General features: G+C 42.9%; 18 protein-coding genes. 9 read left to right on the forward strand and 9 right to left on the reverse strand.

The window, feature by feature from the left end:
• Positions 1-86 precede the first annotated feature (86 nt).
• The 3 genes from ACYIA1_RS06825 to ACYIA1_RS06835 all read left to right on the forward strand — a co-directional run bounded on the left by ACYIA1_RS06825 (position 87) and on the right by ACYIA1_RS06835 (position 2,109).
• Positions 87-278, forward strand: coding sequence for a hypothetical protein (locus ACYIA1_RS06825; RefSeq protein WP_009017456.1), 192 nt, complete (start codon positions 87-89; stop codon positions 276-278).
• A gap of 466 nt (positions 279-744) precedes the next feature.
• Positions 745-963, forward strand: coding sequence for a hypothetical protein (locus ACYIA1_RS06830; protein ID WP_009017457.1), 219 nt, complete (start codon positions 745-747; stop codon positions 961-963).
• 384 nt (positions 964-1,347) lie between these two features.
• Complete coding sequence (locus tag ACYIA1_RS06835) at positions 1,348-2,109, forward strand: hypothetical protein (RefSeq protein WP_044546841.1); 762 nt, start codon at positions 1,348-1,350, stop codon at positions 2,107-2,109.
• A 787-nt stretch (positions 2,110-2,896) separates the two neighbouring features.
• Here the strand turns inward: ACYIA1_RS06835 and ACYIA1_RS06840 are convergent.
• Genes ACYIA1_RS06840 through ACYIA1_RS06865 form a run of 6 tightly spaced genes read right to left on the reverse strand, consistent with a single transcriptional unit; the run spans position 2,897 to position 6,668 of the window.
• A complete protein-coding gene (locus ACYIA1_RS06840) occupies positions 2,897-3,430 on the reverse strand; it encodes an ATP-binding protein (protein ID WP_005862300.1) in 534 nt (177 codons plus the stop codon).
• Positions 3,423-4,169, reverse strand: a complete 747-nt coding sequence (locus tag ACYIA1_RS06845; protein WP_048927298.1) for a PHP domain-containing protein — start codon at positions 4,167-4,169, stop codon at positions 3,423-3,425. The genes ACYIA1_RS06840 and ACYIA1_RS06845 overlap by 8 nt, the downstream gene beginning before the upstream one ends.
• The gene (locus tag ACYIA1_RS06850) at positions 4,166-4,510 is read right to left on the reverse strand and encodes a DRTGG domain-containing protein (RefSeq protein WP_022192654.1); all 345 of its coding nucleotides are present in this window, start codon (positions 4,508-4,510) and stop codon (positions 4,166-4,168) included. Before ACYIA1_RS06850 ends, ACYIA1_RS06845 begins: the two co-directional genes overlap by 4 nt.
• Positions 4,497-5,876, reverse strand: a complete 1,380-nt coding sequence (locus ACYIA1_RS06855) for a [Fe-Fe] hydrogenase large subunit C-terminal domain-containing protein (RefSeq protein ID WP_272057436.1) — start codon at positions 5,874-5,876, stop codon at positions 4,497-4,499. The genes ACYIA1_RS06850 and ACYIA1_RS06855 overlap by 14 nt, the downstream gene beginning before the upstream one ends.
• 3 nt (positions 5,877-5,879) lie before the next feature.
• A complete protein-coding gene (locus tag ACYIA1_RS06860; protein WP_480334801.1) occupies positions 5,880-6,305 on the reverse strand; it encodes an ATP-binding protein in 426 nt (141 codons plus the stop codon).
• An 18-nt stretch (positions 6,306-6,323) separates the two neighbouring features.
• Complete coding sequence (locus ACYIA1_RS06865) at positions 6,324-6,668, reverse strand: hypothetical protein (RefSeq protein ID WP_005856945.1); 345 nt, start codon at positions 6,666-6,668, stop codon at positions 6,324-6,326.
• Positions 6,669-6,780: 112 nt separating this feature from the next.
• On the opposite strand from ACYIA1_RS06865, the gene ACYIA1_RS06870 reads away from it, so the two are divergent.
• Positions 6,781-8,154 (forward strand): aminopeptidase P family protein, encoded by a 1,374-nt coding sequence (locus ACYIA1_RS06870; RefSeq protein WP_005856943.1) that lies wholly within the window; start codon positions 6,781-6,783, stop codon positions 8,152-8,154.
• Between the two features lie 99 nt (positions 8,155-8,253).
• On the opposite strand, the gene ACYIA1_RS06875 is transcribed toward ACYIA1_RS06870, so the two are convergent.
• Entirely contained in the window at positions 8,254-8,934 is a 681-nt protein-coding gene (locus tag ACYIA1_RS06875) for a hypothetical protein (protein ID WP_008779890.1), read from the reverse strand.
• 241 nt (positions 8,935-9,175) lie between these two features.
• On the reverse strand, positions 9,176-9,676 hold the full coding sequence (locus ACYIA1_RS06880; protein WP_005856939.1) for a thioredoxin family protein: 501 nt from the start codon (positions 9,674-9,676) through the stop codon (positions 9,176-9,178).
• Between the two features lie 657 nt (positions 9,677-10,333).
• On the opposite strand from ACYIA1_RS06880, the gene ACYIA1_RS06885 reads away from it, so the two are divergent.
• From ACYIA1_RS06885 to ACYIA1_RS06905, 5 genes are read left to right on the forward strand one after another with little or no spacing between them, the layout of a single operon-like run.
• Positions 10,334-11,161: an ABC transporter ATP-binding protein gene (locus ACYIA1_RS06885; protein ID WP_009017461.1), complete on the forward strand. Its 828-nt coding sequence runs from the start codon at positions 10,334-10,336 to the stop codon at positions 11,159-11,161.
• 12 nt (positions 11,162-11,173) lie between these two features.
• Positions 11,174-11,890: a hypothetical protein gene (locus tag ACYIA1_RS06890; protein ID WP_122143813.1), complete on the forward strand. Its 717-nt coding sequence runs from the start codon at positions 11,174-11,176 to the stop codon at positions 11,888-11,890.
• Entirely contained in the window at positions 11,887-12,255 is a 369-nt protein-coding gene (locus ACYIA1_RS06895; protein ID WP_005856933.1) for a GntR family transcriptional regulator, read from the forward strand. The genes ACYIA1_RS06890 and ACYIA1_RS06895 overlap by 4 nt, the downstream gene beginning before the upstream one ends.
• An 8-nt stretch (positions 12,256-12,263) precedes the next feature.
• The gene (locus ACYIA1_RS06900) at positions 12,264-12,671 is read left to right on the forward strand and encodes a hypothetical protein (protein ID WP_122114906.1); all 408 of its coding nucleotides are present in this window, start codon (positions 12,264-12,266) and stop codon (positions 12,669-12,671) included.
• Between the two features lie 45 nt (positions 12,672-12,716).
• The gene (locus ACYIA1_RS06905) at positions 12,717-15,026 is read left to right on the forward strand and encodes an outer membrane beta-barrel protein (RefSeq protein ID WP_057318760.1); all 2,310 of its coding nucleotides are present in this window, start codon (positions 12,717-12,719) and stop codon (positions 15,024-15,026) included.
• A 24-nt stretch (positions 15,027-15,050) separates the two neighbouring features.
• Here the strand turns inward: ACYIA1_RS06905 and ACYIA1_RS06910 are convergent, their stop codons facing one another.
• The gene (locus ACYIA1_RS06910; protein ID WP_258919887.1) at positions 15,051-15,644 is read right to left on the reverse strand and encodes a hypothetical protein; all 594 of its coding nucleotides are present in this window, start codon (positions 15,642-15,644) and stop codon (positions 15,051-15,053) included.
• Positions 15,645-15,658: the final 14 nt, after the last annotated feature.

Below are 15,658 nucleotides of genomic sequence, written 5' to 3' on the forward strand. Positions count from 1 at the left end.
AAGAAATAATAATATAATACATATAGTAATTAACATTATTAATTTGTATATTTATGTATTGATAATCAATAAAATATGCATTCATTATGGAACTTAAATTATTTGTAGATAGGAAGGAATTAGATATTTTAATAGGTATAGTAAAAGAATATTATCCGTCTTTTTCTTATCGTTATTCAAAGATTGAGGGTATGGAATATTTTGATATAATATTGAACGTAGATAGTCTGTCTTCTATATATACGATCGGCTATCTTACCGCTAAGTATAAACAATAAAAAATAACTTGCTTATGGTTACTGTCTATGATCCCCTAAAAATCGAGAGGATACAAGAAAGTCCCTACGGATCGACCTTGTTTCCGGATTTTATGTATTATTCGATTAGACCTGTAAGGGCTAAACCTAGAGGTATCTGTTTCTATGTGTCAGATACCGCAAGATCAATCGAAAGTGTACACGTGTTGTCACGAAATGGAAGGCAAACGGTCTACATTAAGCTGTATGGCGATCCCTACGCTTACTCACCTTCGGAATTGTTTGAGCGTCTTGATGATGCTATGGAAACATGTATCGAGAGAAACAGATATCGTAACTCGAGAGTGCTAGACGAAAAAGGACTAGAGGTCCAGTATCAAGATTTGTTGAATGATGTGCTTCTCTCGCCCGTTAAGTAGAACGGGCGTGGATTTTACGCTTAGACCTCCTGTATCTAACTGATTATTAACATAATAAATACATATATATGAAAATAAAATATGGAGATTTGATTAGAATCATTATAAAGGATGGCGGGCTGGAAATGATCGCTTTGGAGTATGAAGATATAACATCTTTGTGTGACGTATTTTATCGTGTTCGAAAATATCTTATAACAAGCGGGTTATGTATACCAGTACGTGTTACAGTCATTAATTTTGATCGTTCCGTATATAAGACTTATGAATATGATCCGATTCATTAAATTAAATCTTATCTTTGCGTTGTTGTGCCCGAATACGTTATAACTGCCTATTGTGACCGTTGGTTTTTCTTGGCAATGGGTAGGGCATTTTCCGATCGGAAGACGTTCTGATCTATGGCGATTTCCCGTCTATGTGAAGATACATAGGCGGGATTTTTGCATTTATTAGTTAAATAATTATAAAAAACAAGCCTATTGCAAACTAATCATTTTGACATTTTGATATGTAAATACCATTTTATCGTTACATCTTGCTACTATCTTCGGCATCCCTTCGGAATGTCAATGACCTTGCTTCGGTTAATACTAATTTGCACCTTTGCCGGACACTGGAATACGCTCAATGTAATTCTGCTCGAGCATAGAAACCAGCTATTAAATACTATGGGACTAGATAAAACGATGGGTATCGGCATATCTCGTAAGTCAACGGGTGATGCCACATTCCGTACTGTTCACGGACGTGTTATTGTTTCTAAGAGGATTCGTGAAAACAAGTCAAAGAGTACAAAGCAAGTATCTCAACGATCCGCATTTGGTTCATTGGGTCATTTCGCAAAGATTAATGCGGCATGGATTGATCGCCATTTTGATCCAGCAAAATACGGCACTTCTCGAAATCAGTTTATGAAACTAAACGCTCCTATAATGGCATGGTTAAGAGATCAACCGGATTTACCTTCGGATGATGTTAGTAAAATGGCATTAGCGATAGAGGCGGGCGTTACTCTGTATGCGGGCTATGGGTCTGTAGTTATGGGTACGACTTTTACAGCTACCGGAGACAAATTAACTGCTGTAATATCCTCTTCTAAGGAATTTGTTAAGGGTGATATTGTGGAAGTTCAAATCGTTGTGTCCTATAAGGTAAAATCAAGCGGAGGCTTATCTATGACTACGTCAATGGTGCGAAATTATGAATATGTCATTACCGAGCAAGATGTAGCGAGTAGTTCTACGGAAATAACTCTAAATGAATCGAAGATTCCACAATTAGCTACGGCGTTGAAAACGCCCGTAAATGCGGATAGGGGATCATATGTCTATGCGGCGGCGCTGAAATCAACGGATTATAAGAGTGCGTCATTCTTCGATGGGGTCTCAGTAAGTAGCGGGGGAGACTCGGAGAGTCCCGATGAAATTTAATGGAACCTATTTGGAAGTATACCGTAGGTCTATTAGTAGAGGTTGTAATAAAAGTGTTGCAAACACTTATCGGTAAAGATGGTAATGTAATTAAAGGTACTGGAAGCAAATCAACAAAAGAGTAGAATTTGTTAATAAAATAAAACGCAAAGGGTGAGTTCTTGTGATTCACCCTTTTTTTATGTTACTTCGTGTTGGGTAGAGATAACTAGACGGCTGGGGGGCTGTCTACTAACGGTATCCCAACAGAAGCAAGTCCGGCGATCCGTAAAACGATCGCCGTCTTTGTTTACGGTGTAATTCCCCCAAAAATAAAAGACTTGCGAAATGAAACAAGACAATTTTACCCCCATAATCTTAAATCGAATGAGCCGGATTAATGCAGCCTTTTCCGCTTCTCCGGTTATGGGGAATGTGGATTATACTAGACGAATATAAATGCAGCCATACGCTATTTCTGTTGATTGGCTGCAAGTTTATTGTTTTACAGATACATACGAATTAGAGAATTTTGTACCAATATTCCCAACAGACTACAAGATTATCAAAATGTCATACGGTACAAGGCAGTTTAAGAATGTATACGAGGTTTATTGTGATGAGAGAGAACCAAATAACTCTATTAAACATAATGGGAATTATAAAATTAATAGCAAGATAAGGATAAATTAGTGCATTCAAGCAAAGCTTGTAGCTGCTTTGAGTAAAGACACAGATCTTTTCACGGCTGTGAAACGTTTGTTTCATGGATGTGAAAAGATCGTATCACAGCTATGAAAAGATTAATTCAGCTTGACGCAACTATTTGATTCGCTATTAACTCCTTCAAATAAAGCATGACTTTCGGATGACTTAATGGCATGTCCTCTAGGATTTCTTTAAGCTCTCGCGTACTGATATCAAATGAAACCAGATCTGAATGATATGAGAAATGAATGTTTATGTCTGGATTACTGCCTATAAGCATAGCCATTGTACCCGCCAAATCTCCCCAAGGCGGACAATCAATATGAGATGAGACAAAACAAGCAACAACTACCGTACCTTTTCCCTGTATGGAAGATATTTCCACATTCCCGCCTGTTTGCTCCGCGTTTTGTATCAAGAAAGGTAAGCCTAGACCCACTTTTCGTGTCGTGCGAGTCGTATAAAACGGATTACGGATCAGAGAGACTGTTTCCGGATCCATACCACAGCCATTATCCGCAATACGAATACATATGGATGTGTCCTTTATCTGTATATCTATCTCTATGTCAGAAGCTTTTGCTCTGATACTATTAGCGGTTATATCCGTGATATGAAACGAGAGATTATCCATGAGAGGCGAAAATTAAGTGATTGTCTTTTTGATCAAAAGCCTTTCGTAAGCCATCGAAGGTTAATTCCTCCGTTTGCCAAATGGAGGGCTGAGTACCTATTTGTTCGGGGCAATGAGCATCCGAGGCTGAGTATTGAGTCTGCTCTTTCAAATACCCGTGAATAGACAATAACTTACTGTATCTTTGCTGATTATTATATTCAATAGCATCTAAAGATAAGCAGGGGTCTATAAAACCTAATTGACTGATCAAGCTGAATGACGGACGTTCTACATGGGCGGCTACAAATAGAGCATCCACCTTACGTGCTTGAGCGGCTATTTGGTTTACGCTTTGATCCAAGGCGGAGAGCAAAAGATAGGGTACTTCTCCTAGAATCTCATTCTCCGCATTCACCCAAACTTGATCGCCAAAACGTTCCGGATCATTTGGAATTGGAGGGAGATGCTCTTCTAAATATCGTTGGAATCGCTTACGGGATTCATCGGTCGGGAAATAAACCAGACAATGCGCTTCCTCACGGGTCGTAACTTCTACGCCCGCAAAGACCCTTAGTCCGAATCTCTCGCCAAGGGATTGAATCTCCGGGCATTGTAAGGTCGTATTATGATCCGTAATGGCAATAGCATCCAAACCTTTCGCTAAGGAACGACGCACGATCTCCGATGGACTCATTTCCAGACTGCCGCATGGCGACAGGCAAGTATGGATATGTAAATCAGCTAAATACTGTTTCATCCATTCTCATTCTGTAATAAGCGGTAAATCATACCGGAAGCCTCGAACGCAGAGCGTGTAGTTCCTAAAAGAGGGACAGCCTCTTCCCTACCTTTTTGTAAGGTCTCATCATCCGGAGAGGTTCCGTTCACGATCAATACCGCGGAGACGTCTTTTAAAGTAGCCACGGCCAGTATATTCTGATGCGTTTGCATGGTAATCCATAGCATACCCTCCTCGATATGTCCCATGACATCACTTAGTAAATCGCTCGTATAGCCCCCGGTTATCTCTGTATCAAGGCCCTCTTCTCCACAAAATACAGTAAGATTCAACATCTTCACTAAATCACAAACCTTCATATTTAGCTCCTTTCTTATAACAATCCTTATTTAAACGATCTTTCCCCCATGTCTTCTCAACGATACGGAAGGCATGCTCTTGGTCTAGTTTACCGTGCTTCTCCATATTACGTTGCATAAATACGCAATCACTGAATTGAGCCTCGTGGCGTACGATATCCTCGGCCAAGCTTTGACAGTTCGGGCTGCCGCAAGCGCCACAATCGATTCCCGGTAGGTAGCACATCAATTTCCGCACTTGCTCCATTTTCTTCAGCATCTCATCGATCGTTCCATCGTACAACCGTTTGGGATTCGGTTGCACCGGACGGATCGTAATATGCTGCCTCAAATAGGATAAAGCCTCGAAATTATCGGCGGCGTATATCATCGGTACTTTATCCCGGTTCATGGATCGCTTCATGATACGCTCGGCCGTGAGGAAACGGTTCGCTACGGCTAATACACCTCCGGCACAGCTACGGTCGCAAGCCCTCAGTTCCAGAAAGTCCACGTTACGTACCTCGCTGGTCGTTTCCATTCGTTCCAAGAAATCGATCACATTATGGATCTCATCGATCGCGAGGCAACGACCGGAGAAATGTTTGGCCTCCCCTCCTGTTTGGCTCCATCGCATCTCTTTTTTCGTTAATGGCGGAGGAAGCTCACATTCCGGCTCATATCCTCTCGGGCGATTCTTAAGAATATGGTATACCTTATTATATAGGGTATCCATATTTATCACGCCTTTGATCGTAGATGAATAACCTTCCGCTCCCTTCAACGCCGCGATTTTCGCCGCGCAAGGCGTAACATAAAAGATACCGATCTCTTCCGAGGGAATACCTTGCCCTTCCAATATCTTATGATAATAAGTGGCCGAGGCGTTTACCGGCGCTTTCACCAATAAGATATTATCCACCAGCGCAGGGAAACGGACTTGTATCAACCGGACGATAGCGGGGCAAAAAGAACTGATCACCGGCTTTTCCTCGGCGTTTTCCATCTGCCGTACCATTTCCTTATGGATCATATCGGCGGTAAACTCTACTTGGAAAATATGGGTAAAGCCCAGTTCCATAACGGCGCTGATAATTTCCTTCTCGGTCGTATACTTTGAGAACTGCCCGATAAATACCGTGGGCATCAACGCTACCCTGCATTTATAATCAAATATACGCTGGAAGTCATCCTGCTCCACATAGATAGCCTCTGTCGGGCACGATTTCAAGCACTCGCCGCAATCCACGCACCAATCCTTATGGATCAAAGCCTTACCATCCCGGATACGGATCGCTCCCGTAGGGCACTCTTTCATGCAATGCGTACAGCCTATACAGCGGTCATTGTCAATCTTCAAGGCATGATAAAAATTAGCTTCCTCCATGGTCTACGCTCCTTTTTTATTAAACCATGTGACCATACGTACCGTGGTACCTACGTCTACTTGGCTCTCGATCGTTAATTCATCTACGTTCTTCTTCATATTTGGAAGTCCCATTCCGGCACCAAATCCCATCTCACGCACGGCCTCGGATGCCGTCGAATACCCTTCACGCATAGCTAGCGATATATCCGGGATTCCGGGCCCTTCATCCTTCAGTTCCAAAGATATTTTATCAGCGTCCAATTCAGCGACAACCGTTCCTCTCCAAGCGTGAGCCACGATATTCACCTCCGCCTCATAAAGCGCCACGACCACCCGCTTAATGATCCGGGGATCGATAGCCAATTGCTTCAAGACCTTCTTTATCTGGCTAGACGCATAACCCGCCTTCGAGAAATTACCGCCCTCTAACTCAAACTTAAATAGCATATCTCACGACCTCCTTTCTCAATATATAGGAAGGAGCCCCGCGCTATAAAGCTCTCCGACCGTATGATACATAGAATGATCCGTCTCCAGAAGAACCATATTGTTCTCACGAGCCAGCTCCAGCATATCCGGGGTTACTTTCTTCCCCCGCACGAAAAGTATATAAGAAACTTCCGCCATCTCCGCGGTACGGATCGTTTGCAAATTACAAAGTCCTGTCACCAACAGCACATCACCACAATCCAGCGTAAGCACGTCACTCATCAGATCGCTGGCAAAAGCGCACTGCACATCATTCTCCCGTTTCTCTGAGCCACAGACGATGGAGGCATCGGTAAGTTCTTGAATTCTTTGAATCTTCATAAGGTACCAGAGGTTACATTTTACATGGGCTAATGTAAGAAATAATTTCGAATGTCGGCCTAGTATATTACATTAATTACTATCTTTGGTACACTAACAAAAAATAATCCTTATGTTCAGTAAAGAAACTTATATGGCCCGCCGGGCTAAGCTGAAACAAACCATAGGTTCCGGTTTGTTGCTATTCCTTGGAAACGACGAGAGTGGGATGAACTACGCCGATAATACGTATCACTTCCGTCAAGACTCTACCTTCTTGTATTTCTTCGGATTGCCATACGCCGGGTTATCCGCTATCATCGATATCGATAACGATAAGGAGATCATCTTTGGCGATGAGTTGACTATAGACGCGATTGTATGGATGGGTACGCAGCCCACCCTAAAAGAGAAGAGCGAGGCCGCAGGTATCAAGGAGGTCCGTCCTTTCAAGGAGATCGAGACATACTTGAAGAATGCCCAGCAAAAAGGCCAGCCAATCCATTATCTGCCGACGTATCGTGCGGAACACCAGATCAAGTTATTCCAATGGTTGGGTATCGTACCCGGTGCGGAGAAACCTTCCGTACCTTTCATCATGGGTGTCGTAAACCAACGGAATTATAAGAGCGAGGAAGAAATCGCCGAGATCGAGAAAGCCTGTATCGTAACCGCCGATATGCACCTGACTGCCATGCGTACCGTACGTCCGGGAATCCGGGAGTCGGATGTAGCGGCTGCCGTTGCGGAAGTAGCTTTCGCCAACAATTACCAGCTCTCCTTCCCTATCATCGCCACGATCAATGGGCAGACTTTGCACAACCATGATCATAGTCATATGATTAAGAGCGGTGATATGCTGTTATTGGACGCCGGTGCCGAGACTGAGATGGGATATGCCGGAGATATGTCGTCCACCATCCCGGCCGACTCAAAATTCACGACCCGTCAAAAAGACATCTATGATATTCAAGTAGCCGCCCATGAGGCTGCCGTAGCGGCTTTGCGCCCGGGTATTCCTTTCGTGGATGTATATGAGTTGTCTTGTAAAGTGATCATGGAGGGTTTAAAGGACCTTGGTTTCGTGAAAGGAGATCCGATGGAGGCCGTAAAAGCCGGTGCTCACGCCATGTTTATGCCTTGTGGCCTAGGTCACATGATGGGATTGGATGTACATGATATGGAGAATCTGGGAGAGGTATACGTTGGTTATGACGGACAGCCGAAGAGTACGGAATTCGGACGTAAGTCATTGCGCTTGGGACGTAAGCTGGAACCGGGTTTTGTCTTGACCATCGAGCCGGGCGTATACTTCATCCCCGAATTAATGGATTTATGGAGAGGCCAGAACAAGTTCACCGAATTCATCAATTACGAGAAGTTGTTTACATATAAAGATTTCAGTGGCATACGTAACGAGGAAGACTATCTGATTACCGAGAACGGCGCTCGTCTATTAGGAAAGAAGATCCCTTTGCGTACGGAAGAAGTAGAAGCAATTCGATAAATCCTATACATTATTATATATAAGCTTATGCAAAAGGGAGAGCCTTAAAAACAGCTCTCCCTTTTTGGGCTAAACGAGAAAGACAATGTATGAAACGATTTAAAAGCGATATCCAATACTTAGAAAGAACGAATGCATAAAACGAATCCGGGGCATACTAAGCCTTTTTCCCTCTACAACGAAGTTTCGCCCTCCACTATATAAATCAAAATTCGAGAATATATACCCCAAAGAGAATATATACCGCTGGTCTATATCAAGGCTCAACATACTTTTAATATGATAAAATAACGATTTACCTCCCTTGTTCTTTATATGATCGAATTTTTGAGGTATCCATACCCCGGGAGTGTTTGGAACATAGCTTATATTAAACTCTTGATTGACAGGCAAAGGAATGGTTAATCCAGGTGAAACGACCAAAGAGAGTCCCGTATCCTTGTCTTTCCCGAATTTAAAAGTGGGAGTTACTAACTGGATGGCCGGACGTAACGCAAAGAAATGACAGCCCGGATTACTCTCATCTGAATCCCAGAACCACTGATTATCTCTTGAAAACCCCGTATAACTATCTTTCTCAATCGTATTACAGAAAAGCAACCCCATAGTAATTCCCACATAAGGAATCGGTAGATAAGTAACAGATGGCTCTACCTCCCATGCTGAATTATTATTCAAGGCACCGGAGAGTTCTACTTTCCACATATGGGATTTTTCTACCTCTTGCGCCTGTCCCTCAAAGGTAAAGATCAAACAAATAAAGAAAAGTATAGATCTCATTATATATAGGATGTTAGTTGTTCATTTACAGTAAAGACAGAGGACCTTCTCAATCACCCTATCCATTAGGGTTAATAAATCAAAAAGAGTTAATAATAAACACGGACTTAAAAAGAAAGTGTACATTTCCTTCTCAGACTATACATGCTATTTCATCATCTCGAAACGAAAACTCGTGAATCGATAAAAAAAGGCTGTCCCATCTTGAAGTGGAACAGCCCTCTTTGCTAAATAATACTGATTAAATTGCTTTCAGAATCTCGGTCAGTTTTTCCGGTGTGACGTTGGCGGCGATTATCACTCCTTCGTCGTTAATCAAGAAGTTCTTGAAACCTTTTCTTAAATCATACTTCTTGTACAACTCTGACTCTTTACCCAGTCCTTCGTGAAATTGCGTTGACAGATCCAACTTGTCAATCTTTACCGTCTCGGTAAAAATAGATTCTTTCTCATCCATAGAGATCGAACACATCGCGATTTTGTCCGGACCAAACTTGTTAACCTCATTCGCCAATTGCACGTTACGAGCCCGCGATTCCGCATCGTAAGCCGCCCAAAAGTTGAGCAATGTATAACGTCCTAATTGGTTGTGGAAACTGGCTTTAGCGTCGTTTCCCAAAAACTCTATTCTCGGAGCTAGATCACCGGGGTTCACACCCTCGGTAAGTTTCGCCTTTTTCGAACCGGCAGACATTCCTAATAACGCTACCGATGCGATGAGAACATAAGCTCTTACCTTCATATTTTCAATTTTACGTTAAACTTAATCGGGGGAATCTCCCGGGGGACAAACTCCCGACTCCTGATTTTCAGGATCGTAAACAAGCATGTTTCTTTCGCTAAAGAGACACTTACTTGTCTTTAACGGGTGCAAATATAAAACCAAATACTTCTTTCCACCAAATTATATAGCGATTTTCTGCAAATTAGCAAGCTTTTTTATATGTTTTAGCGCACACATCGATAAAAAATTAACTGTTTTGCAACATAAATTTAGAAGTAGAGTACCTTTTTCTCCCCGAGAGAACCGCAAAATCATCAAGAATCATTAGCTTCCCGCTCCCCTACCTTTAGACCGATAACAGGGAATCCTTAGCGATTTCATCTTTAAGTATAGATTATCCAACAACTGTTGCATAATCATCTAACAGTTGGTGCATGATCTTCCAACAGCCGTTAGATGATCATGCACCAACTGAAAAATTAGCAATGCTTCAAGAGCAAACCGCTAATCCTTCTTGGAAAAGAGGCTAATAGCATTAAGAGATTCCCTTTAATCACCTTGTACTGCCATCTTGAAAAATAAAAGGAAAAAAATACCCTTCCCTCTTGTTTATTCAAAAACTTCCACTACATTTGCAGTGTACTATTAAACTAATACACTAAAGTAGCAAAACATATGATTACATTAAAAGAACTCTCATTCAGCTATAGCCGCAAAAAAGAGGTACTTGATCGTATCAATCTTGAGGTTGGATCGGGACACATCTGTGGCTTATTGGGAAAGAACGGCGAAGGAAAGACTACGCTTCTAAACCTTCTAAGCGGACAGATCTTTCCGGATCAAGGCTCTTGCCTCGTATTGGAGGAAATTCCTTCCGAGAGAAACGCTCGTTTCTTGCAACAGATCTTCTTATTGCCGGAGGAAATCTCCATGCCGGAGGTCACCGCCATAGAATATATAAAGATGTACGCGCCTTTTTATCCGACATTTAGAGACGATATCTGCAAGGCTTGCGTAGAATCGTTTGAGATCAATCTATCCGATCGCCTGTCGAAAATGTCTCAAGGACAACGGAAAAAGGTGGCGATAACCTTGGCGCTGGCCGCTCATACGCCCCTGCTTCTAATGGATGAACCAACAAATGGGCTGGACATTCCCTCGAAAGCGACATTCCGCAGACTGGTAGCCTCTTTGATAGATGACAATCAGACGGTTATTATCTCCACGCATCAGGTCAGGGATCTGGAAAGCTTGATCGACACGGTATTGATCTTAGACCAAAGGCAAATCCTATTGAATAAGACGTTGAACGAGATCGGCGAGAAACTTTATTTCGGACCACTCCTGCCGGAAGAGAAAGCTCTTTATTCCGAGCCTACCCCGCAAGGGACAATAGGCGTCACCGCAAGGGATGGCAAGGAAGAGACGGCCGTATCCTTAGAGTTGCTCTTTAACGCGGCGATAACGTATCCCAAAGAGATCCAAAGAATCATGAACTCCTAAATACACATAGATATGAAAACAGATTTTAGTATACAACGCATCAATCTTTTACTTCGCAAAGATTGGATAGAGAATAAGAAGAAATTAGCTTATGGGGTGTTGGTCATCCTCGGAGTCCTCTTCTTTTTCCTATTATCCTCCATTTTATGGGATACGAGATTCCGTACCCTTACATTATATGTATTGGGATCATTGGGGACTTTTATCGCTTTCTGTAGCTACGTAAACTTAATGATACACCGCCCTAGAGGATTGTTCTTAACGCTTCCCGCGAGCAACCAAGAGAAATTTGCCGCTATCTTGATCGAAGGCATCGTGGTATTCTTAACATACCAAGTCACGTTCTGGACTGGGACGGGAATAGCCTCAATGCTCATTCATATACAGCCTGTAGCATTCAAGGACATTATCATGACCTTGCAAGATTTCACCATGCTGGCGTTTGCCGGCTCCTTGATGTTTCTCTCTTATGTCACGTTCCGGAAGTATGCCTTAGGAATCGCTTGTGGCGGATATATATTGATAGCAGCCTCTATCATAGGGATTGTCTATCTATGTATAAACATCTTGAATATCCAGCCGGGTATGAATAGTTTTTGTTATGAATCTTCACCGTTTTATACCGCCGTGTATTGGCTGAGCTTTGCCTTTACACCCGCATTTCTCATCGCAACCCTCGTGGTCTTATACGTCGCTTATCTAAAACTTAAAGAAAAGGAACTAAGATGAACTACAATACGAATCAATCCATATTTATCCAGATAGCCGAGCGGATTTGCGACCGGGTATTGAGTGGTAATTACAAAGCCGATAGCCGTATCCCGTCCGTACGGGAACTGGCGGTAGAGATGGAGGTAAATCCAAATACGGTCATGCGTTCCTTCGAGCGCCTGCAAGCCAACGATATTATTTACAACAAGCGTGGGATCGGCTACTTCGTCGCTTCCGACGCCGAGCAGAAAATCCGTGAGATGCGCCATAACCAGTTCGTGGAAGAGGTACTTCCCGCCGTCTTCAAGGAGATGCACCTGCTAGATGTAGGTATCGACGAGCTTACGAAAGCCTATACATTATATATATCTACCATTAAATGAAGACAATCATGAAAAAAAGTAATCGCGTATTTATCGCCTTGATAGGGACATTATATATCGTTCCAGCCCTCACTTTCGGCGTTGCCCAGTTTACGTCGGAAAAATGCCTTACAGGTTTCACGCAAAAGTTTCAGATTATCCAGATAGATAATCCGGAGTTGAAAGCGGAAAACATAAAAGTCGATACGAGAACCGCCTCCGAATTTCCTCGGGGGCAAATACTGGAAGCAAAAGACCGGTCGTTACTCTATTACGAGGGAATGAAACGGTATTTGCCGGAAGTCAGCCGCCACGATTCTCTATTATTGGTTAGCGGGGCGAGGGACGCCGGGCAAGATAAAAATCTCACGTTGCATATCCGTATCAACAATATCCAGAAGATCCGTCTGAACGGAGAAGAGATTTGGACTAAGTAACAAGCACATACACACATTATTTCTTAATCATTAAATCGTACTATAATGAAACAAATCATTATGGCAGCCCTTCTTATATCCTTTTCTTGGGGTATTCGGGCACAACAATTACAGATCCGGGGGAAAGTCATCGATCTATCCGACAAGTCTCCTCTTGAGTTCGCGAATATCACGCTTCAAACAGCCGATTCCGCATTCATCACAGGGACGACGACGGATAGTAAAGGACTTTTCCGGATCGAGAAAGTCAAGGCCGGAGATTATCAAGTATCTGTTTCCTCCATAGGTTACAAGACTTCGGTAGTCTCCGTGCTGGGACTTTCCCAGAATATAGATCTCGGTACGATCTCATTGGCATCCGCTTCTATATCCTTAGATGAAGTCACGGTCAACGCTTCCGCTATCCGTAATACGGCGGACCGTAAGATCGCGTTCCCTACCTCCGAGCAAAAAGCGGCCTCCAGCAATGGCATCAACCTATTGAACGCCTTGATGCTTCCTCGTTTGGAAGTGGACCCGATCCGGAATAGCGTATCGCTACCAAATGAAGGGACTATTCAATTCTGCATCAACGGTATCAAGGTGGAGCTATCCGATATCCGGGGCTTATCGCCACAGGAGGTAATCCGGGTAGAATATCATGATAATCCGGGCTTACGTTACGGTAACGCCTCTGTCGTACTCGACTACATTGTCCGGAGGGAAACTAGCGGCGGTTCTGTCAATCTGGATCTTAGTAATTCACCGACCACCTCTTTTGGAGACGATCAGGTATCGACGAAGTTCAATCATAAGAAATCGGAGTTCGGATTGCAATACGCCGTCCGTTACCGGAATCCGTATCATATCTGGACGGAAGGAGTCGAGACCTTCCGCTTTGAGAGTGGCGAGACGATGGAACGTACCTCGGAAGGTCTGCCAAGAGGAATGTCCGAGACCTCTCATAACCTCTCTCTTAATTATAATCTGGTAGATAACGACCATTATTATTTCAATGCTACGCTACGCTATTTCTTATCAGACGAGGATAAAGGTGGCGGCAAGAACCTGTATACCAACAATAATCCCGAAGATAAGACATACGCTTGGAATCCAAATAGCAACTCTACCAAACGTCCTTCCCTCGACCTTTATTACCAACGCTCCTTACCACATAAGCAGACATTGATACTTAATATGGTAGGTACGTACATACATACGAACGCAAACCAAATGTATCAAGAATGGAAAAACGATATCCTCTTATCGGATATCTTGTCGAACGTGGACGGAGACAAATATTCCATCATCGGCGAGGGAATCTACGAACGGCAATTCGAGGCCGGTCGATTGGGAGGAGGATTGAAACACACCCAATCGTGGACGGATAACACCTACAGCGGAACGGTTGGAGGACGAACCAAGATGAAACAGTCGGAGACGTATCTCTATACGGAATTCAGCGGACGTGTCAAGAAGTTGAATTATACCGCCGGAATAGGTGTCTCCCGCTCATGGTTCAAGCAAGAAGGCGAGGAAGATTATCAATATTATACGTTCCGCCCAAAGGTATCCTTACAATATAACTTTACGGATAATATGTATTTCCGGGTAAACGGTAGCGTAAATAATGTCTCACCTAGCCTATCGGAACTAAGCGCCATCGAGCAATATATCGATACGCTACAGATACGCCGGGGAAATCCTTATCTGAAACCCTATAAGAGTTATGACATGCAAGCCAATTATCTATATAAAAAAGGAATATTCACCGGAGACTTAAACTTTTATTACAGTAATAGCCCGGACCGGATCATGGAGGAAGTGATACGAGAAAATAATAAGTTCATTCGCATTACCGATAACCAAAAAGGATGGCAGAAACTAAGCGGTGACTTGACATTACGTGTCGGCCCTATCATCAAGCGGATCATAAGCCTATCCGTGACAGGTGGAGTCAATCGTTATATCAGCGAAGGAAATAGTTATTCGCATACCTATAACAATTGGTATTACCGGGCTTCCGTCATGGCTATGTACAAGAAATTCATGGCTATGTTCCAGATACAAAGTAGCTATAATACGTTTGTCGGCGAATTATTGCATGGTGGCGAGAATATCCATATGTTTATGTTCCGGTACAATCAAGGTAAATTCGCCGTTGGAGCCGGATTGATGATGCCTTTCTCCAGCCAGTACAAACGGGTAGAGGAAAATCGGAACGCTTACGCTCCCAGCCGTACGAACATGTACGCGAACGACTTCAGCCGAATGTTGATGCTAACCTTCTCTTGGAATTTTGACTTCGGCCGCAAGTTCAAGGAGGCCAACAAGAAACTTTGGAATAGTGATGAGGATTCGGGTATCATGCGATGATCCTCAAATAAAAAAAGTCCGGTATTAATTACCGGACTTTTCTTTTCTATCTTCAGGAGGGGGAATTGGAACCCCTTCTTTAATAAACTCATCATATACGATCTTAGGATGGTCTTGCGGAGAAGCCAGTTGATATTCCGCGGTGAAATTATCCCGCCTAAAATTCTTCAGCTTAAGGTTTTCCGCGCTGTAATTTCTCAAGGTCTCCTTTCTGTCACCAAACAAAGAACTGTTCAATACTTCCGAATCCAGAATGTTTTCTTTCGGAGTCATTGTCGGCAAAAGGTTTTGTTCCAACAATCCTCTATAAGCGCCAATGTATTCGCACCAAACAGAATTACCTTTTTGATAGATTCGATAGGTGTAGTTAGACCAAGCTGTCGTTACATGAATCTCATGCTCCCAGATATCGACGCATGCCTCTGAATCAAAGTAGGGATCTTTAATCGTCACACGTCGCAATCCATGATTCTCATCTCTCACTAAAGTCAACCACTTATCTGAATGAAGTATTTCAGAAATAATGTCGGGCAACTTTTCCTTGATTTCAAATTGGATTCTCATACATTTCGCCTGCCGGTCAGGACTTTTTAAGGTTGCCAGGTTCTCATTAAACATTTTGTCGTTAATAC

This window comes from Parabacteroides sp. KHUB-02 (genome assembly GCF_056640955.1).

Excerpts from the sequence above, each read along its gene's own strand:
- ACYIA1_RS06825 (WP_009017456.1), top strand. The coding sequence starts at position 87 with ATGGAACTTAAATTATTTGTAGATAGGAAGGAATTAGATATTTTAATA.
- ACYIA1_RS06830 (WP_009017457.1), top strand. The coding sequence starts at position 745 with ATGAAAATAAAATATGGAGATTTGATTAGAATCATTATAAAGGATGGC.
- ACYIA1_RS06835 (WP_044546841.1), top strand. The coding sequence starts at position 1,348 with ATGGGACTAGATAAAACGATGGGTATCGGCATATCTCGTAAGTCAACG.
- ACYIA1_RS06840 (WP_005862300.1), bottom strand. The coding sequence starts at position 3,430 with ATGGATAATCTCTCGTTTCATATCACGGATATAACCGCTAATAGTATC.
- ACYIA1_RS06845 (WP_048927298.1), bottom strand. The coding sequence starts at position 4,169 with ATGAAACAGTATTTAGCTGATTTACATATCCATACTTGCCTGTCGCCA.
- ACYIA1_RS06850 (WP_022192654.1), bottom strand. The coding sequence starts at position 4,510 with ATGAAGGTTTGTGATTTAGTGAAGATGTTGAATCTTACTGTATTTTGT.
- ACYIA1_RS06855 (WP_272057436.1), bottom strand. The coding sequence starts at position 5,876 with ATGGAGGAAGCTAATTTTTATCATGCCTTGAAGATTGACAATGACCGC.
- ACYIA1_RS06860 (WP_480334801.1), bottom strand. The coding sequence starts at position 6,305 with ATGCTATTTAAGTTTGAGTTAGAGGGCGGTAATTTCTCGAAGGCGGGT.
- ACYIA1_RS06865 (WP_005856945.1), bottom strand. The coding sequence starts at position 6,668 with ATGAAGATTCAAAGAATTCAAGAACTTACCGATGCCTCCATCGTCTGT.
- ACYIA1_RS06870 (WP_005856943.1), top strand. The coding sequence starts at position 6,781 with ATGTTCAGTAAAGAAACTTATATGGCCCGCCGGGCTAAGCTGAAACAA.
- ACYIA1_RS06875 (WP_008779890.1), bottom strand. The coding sequence starts at position 8,934 with ATGAGATCTATACTTTTCTTTATTTGTTTGATCTTTACCTTTGAGGGA.
- ACYIA1_RS06880 (WP_005856939.1), bottom strand. The coding sequence starts at position 9,676 with ATGAAGGTAAGAGCTTATGTTCTCATCGCATCGGTAGCGTTATTAGGA.
- ACYIA1_RS06885 (WP_009017461.1), top strand. The coding sequence starts at position 10,334 with ATGATTACATTAAAAGAACTCTCATTCAGCTATAGCCGCAAAAAAGAG.
- ACYIA1_RS06890 (WP_122143813.1), top strand. The coding sequence starts at position 11,174 with ATGAAAACAGATTTTAGTATACAACGCATCAATCTTTTACTTCGCAAA.
- ACYIA1_RS06895 (WP_005856933.1), top strand. The coding sequence starts at position 11,887 with ATGAACTACAATACGAATCAATCCATATTTATCCAGATAGCCGAGCGG.
- ACYIA1_RS06900 (WP_122114906.1), top strand. The coding sequence starts at position 12,264 with ATGAAAAAAAGTAATCGCGTATTTATCGCCTTGATAGGGACATTATAT.
- ACYIA1_RS06905 (WP_057318760.1), top strand. The coding sequence starts at position 12,717 with ATGAAACAAATCATTATGGCAGCCCTTCTTATATCCTTTTCTTGGGGT.
- ACYIA1_RS06910 (WP_258919887.1), bottom strand. The coding sequence starts at position 15,644 with ATGTTTAATGAGAACCTGGCAACCTTAAAAAGTCCTGACCGGCAGGCG.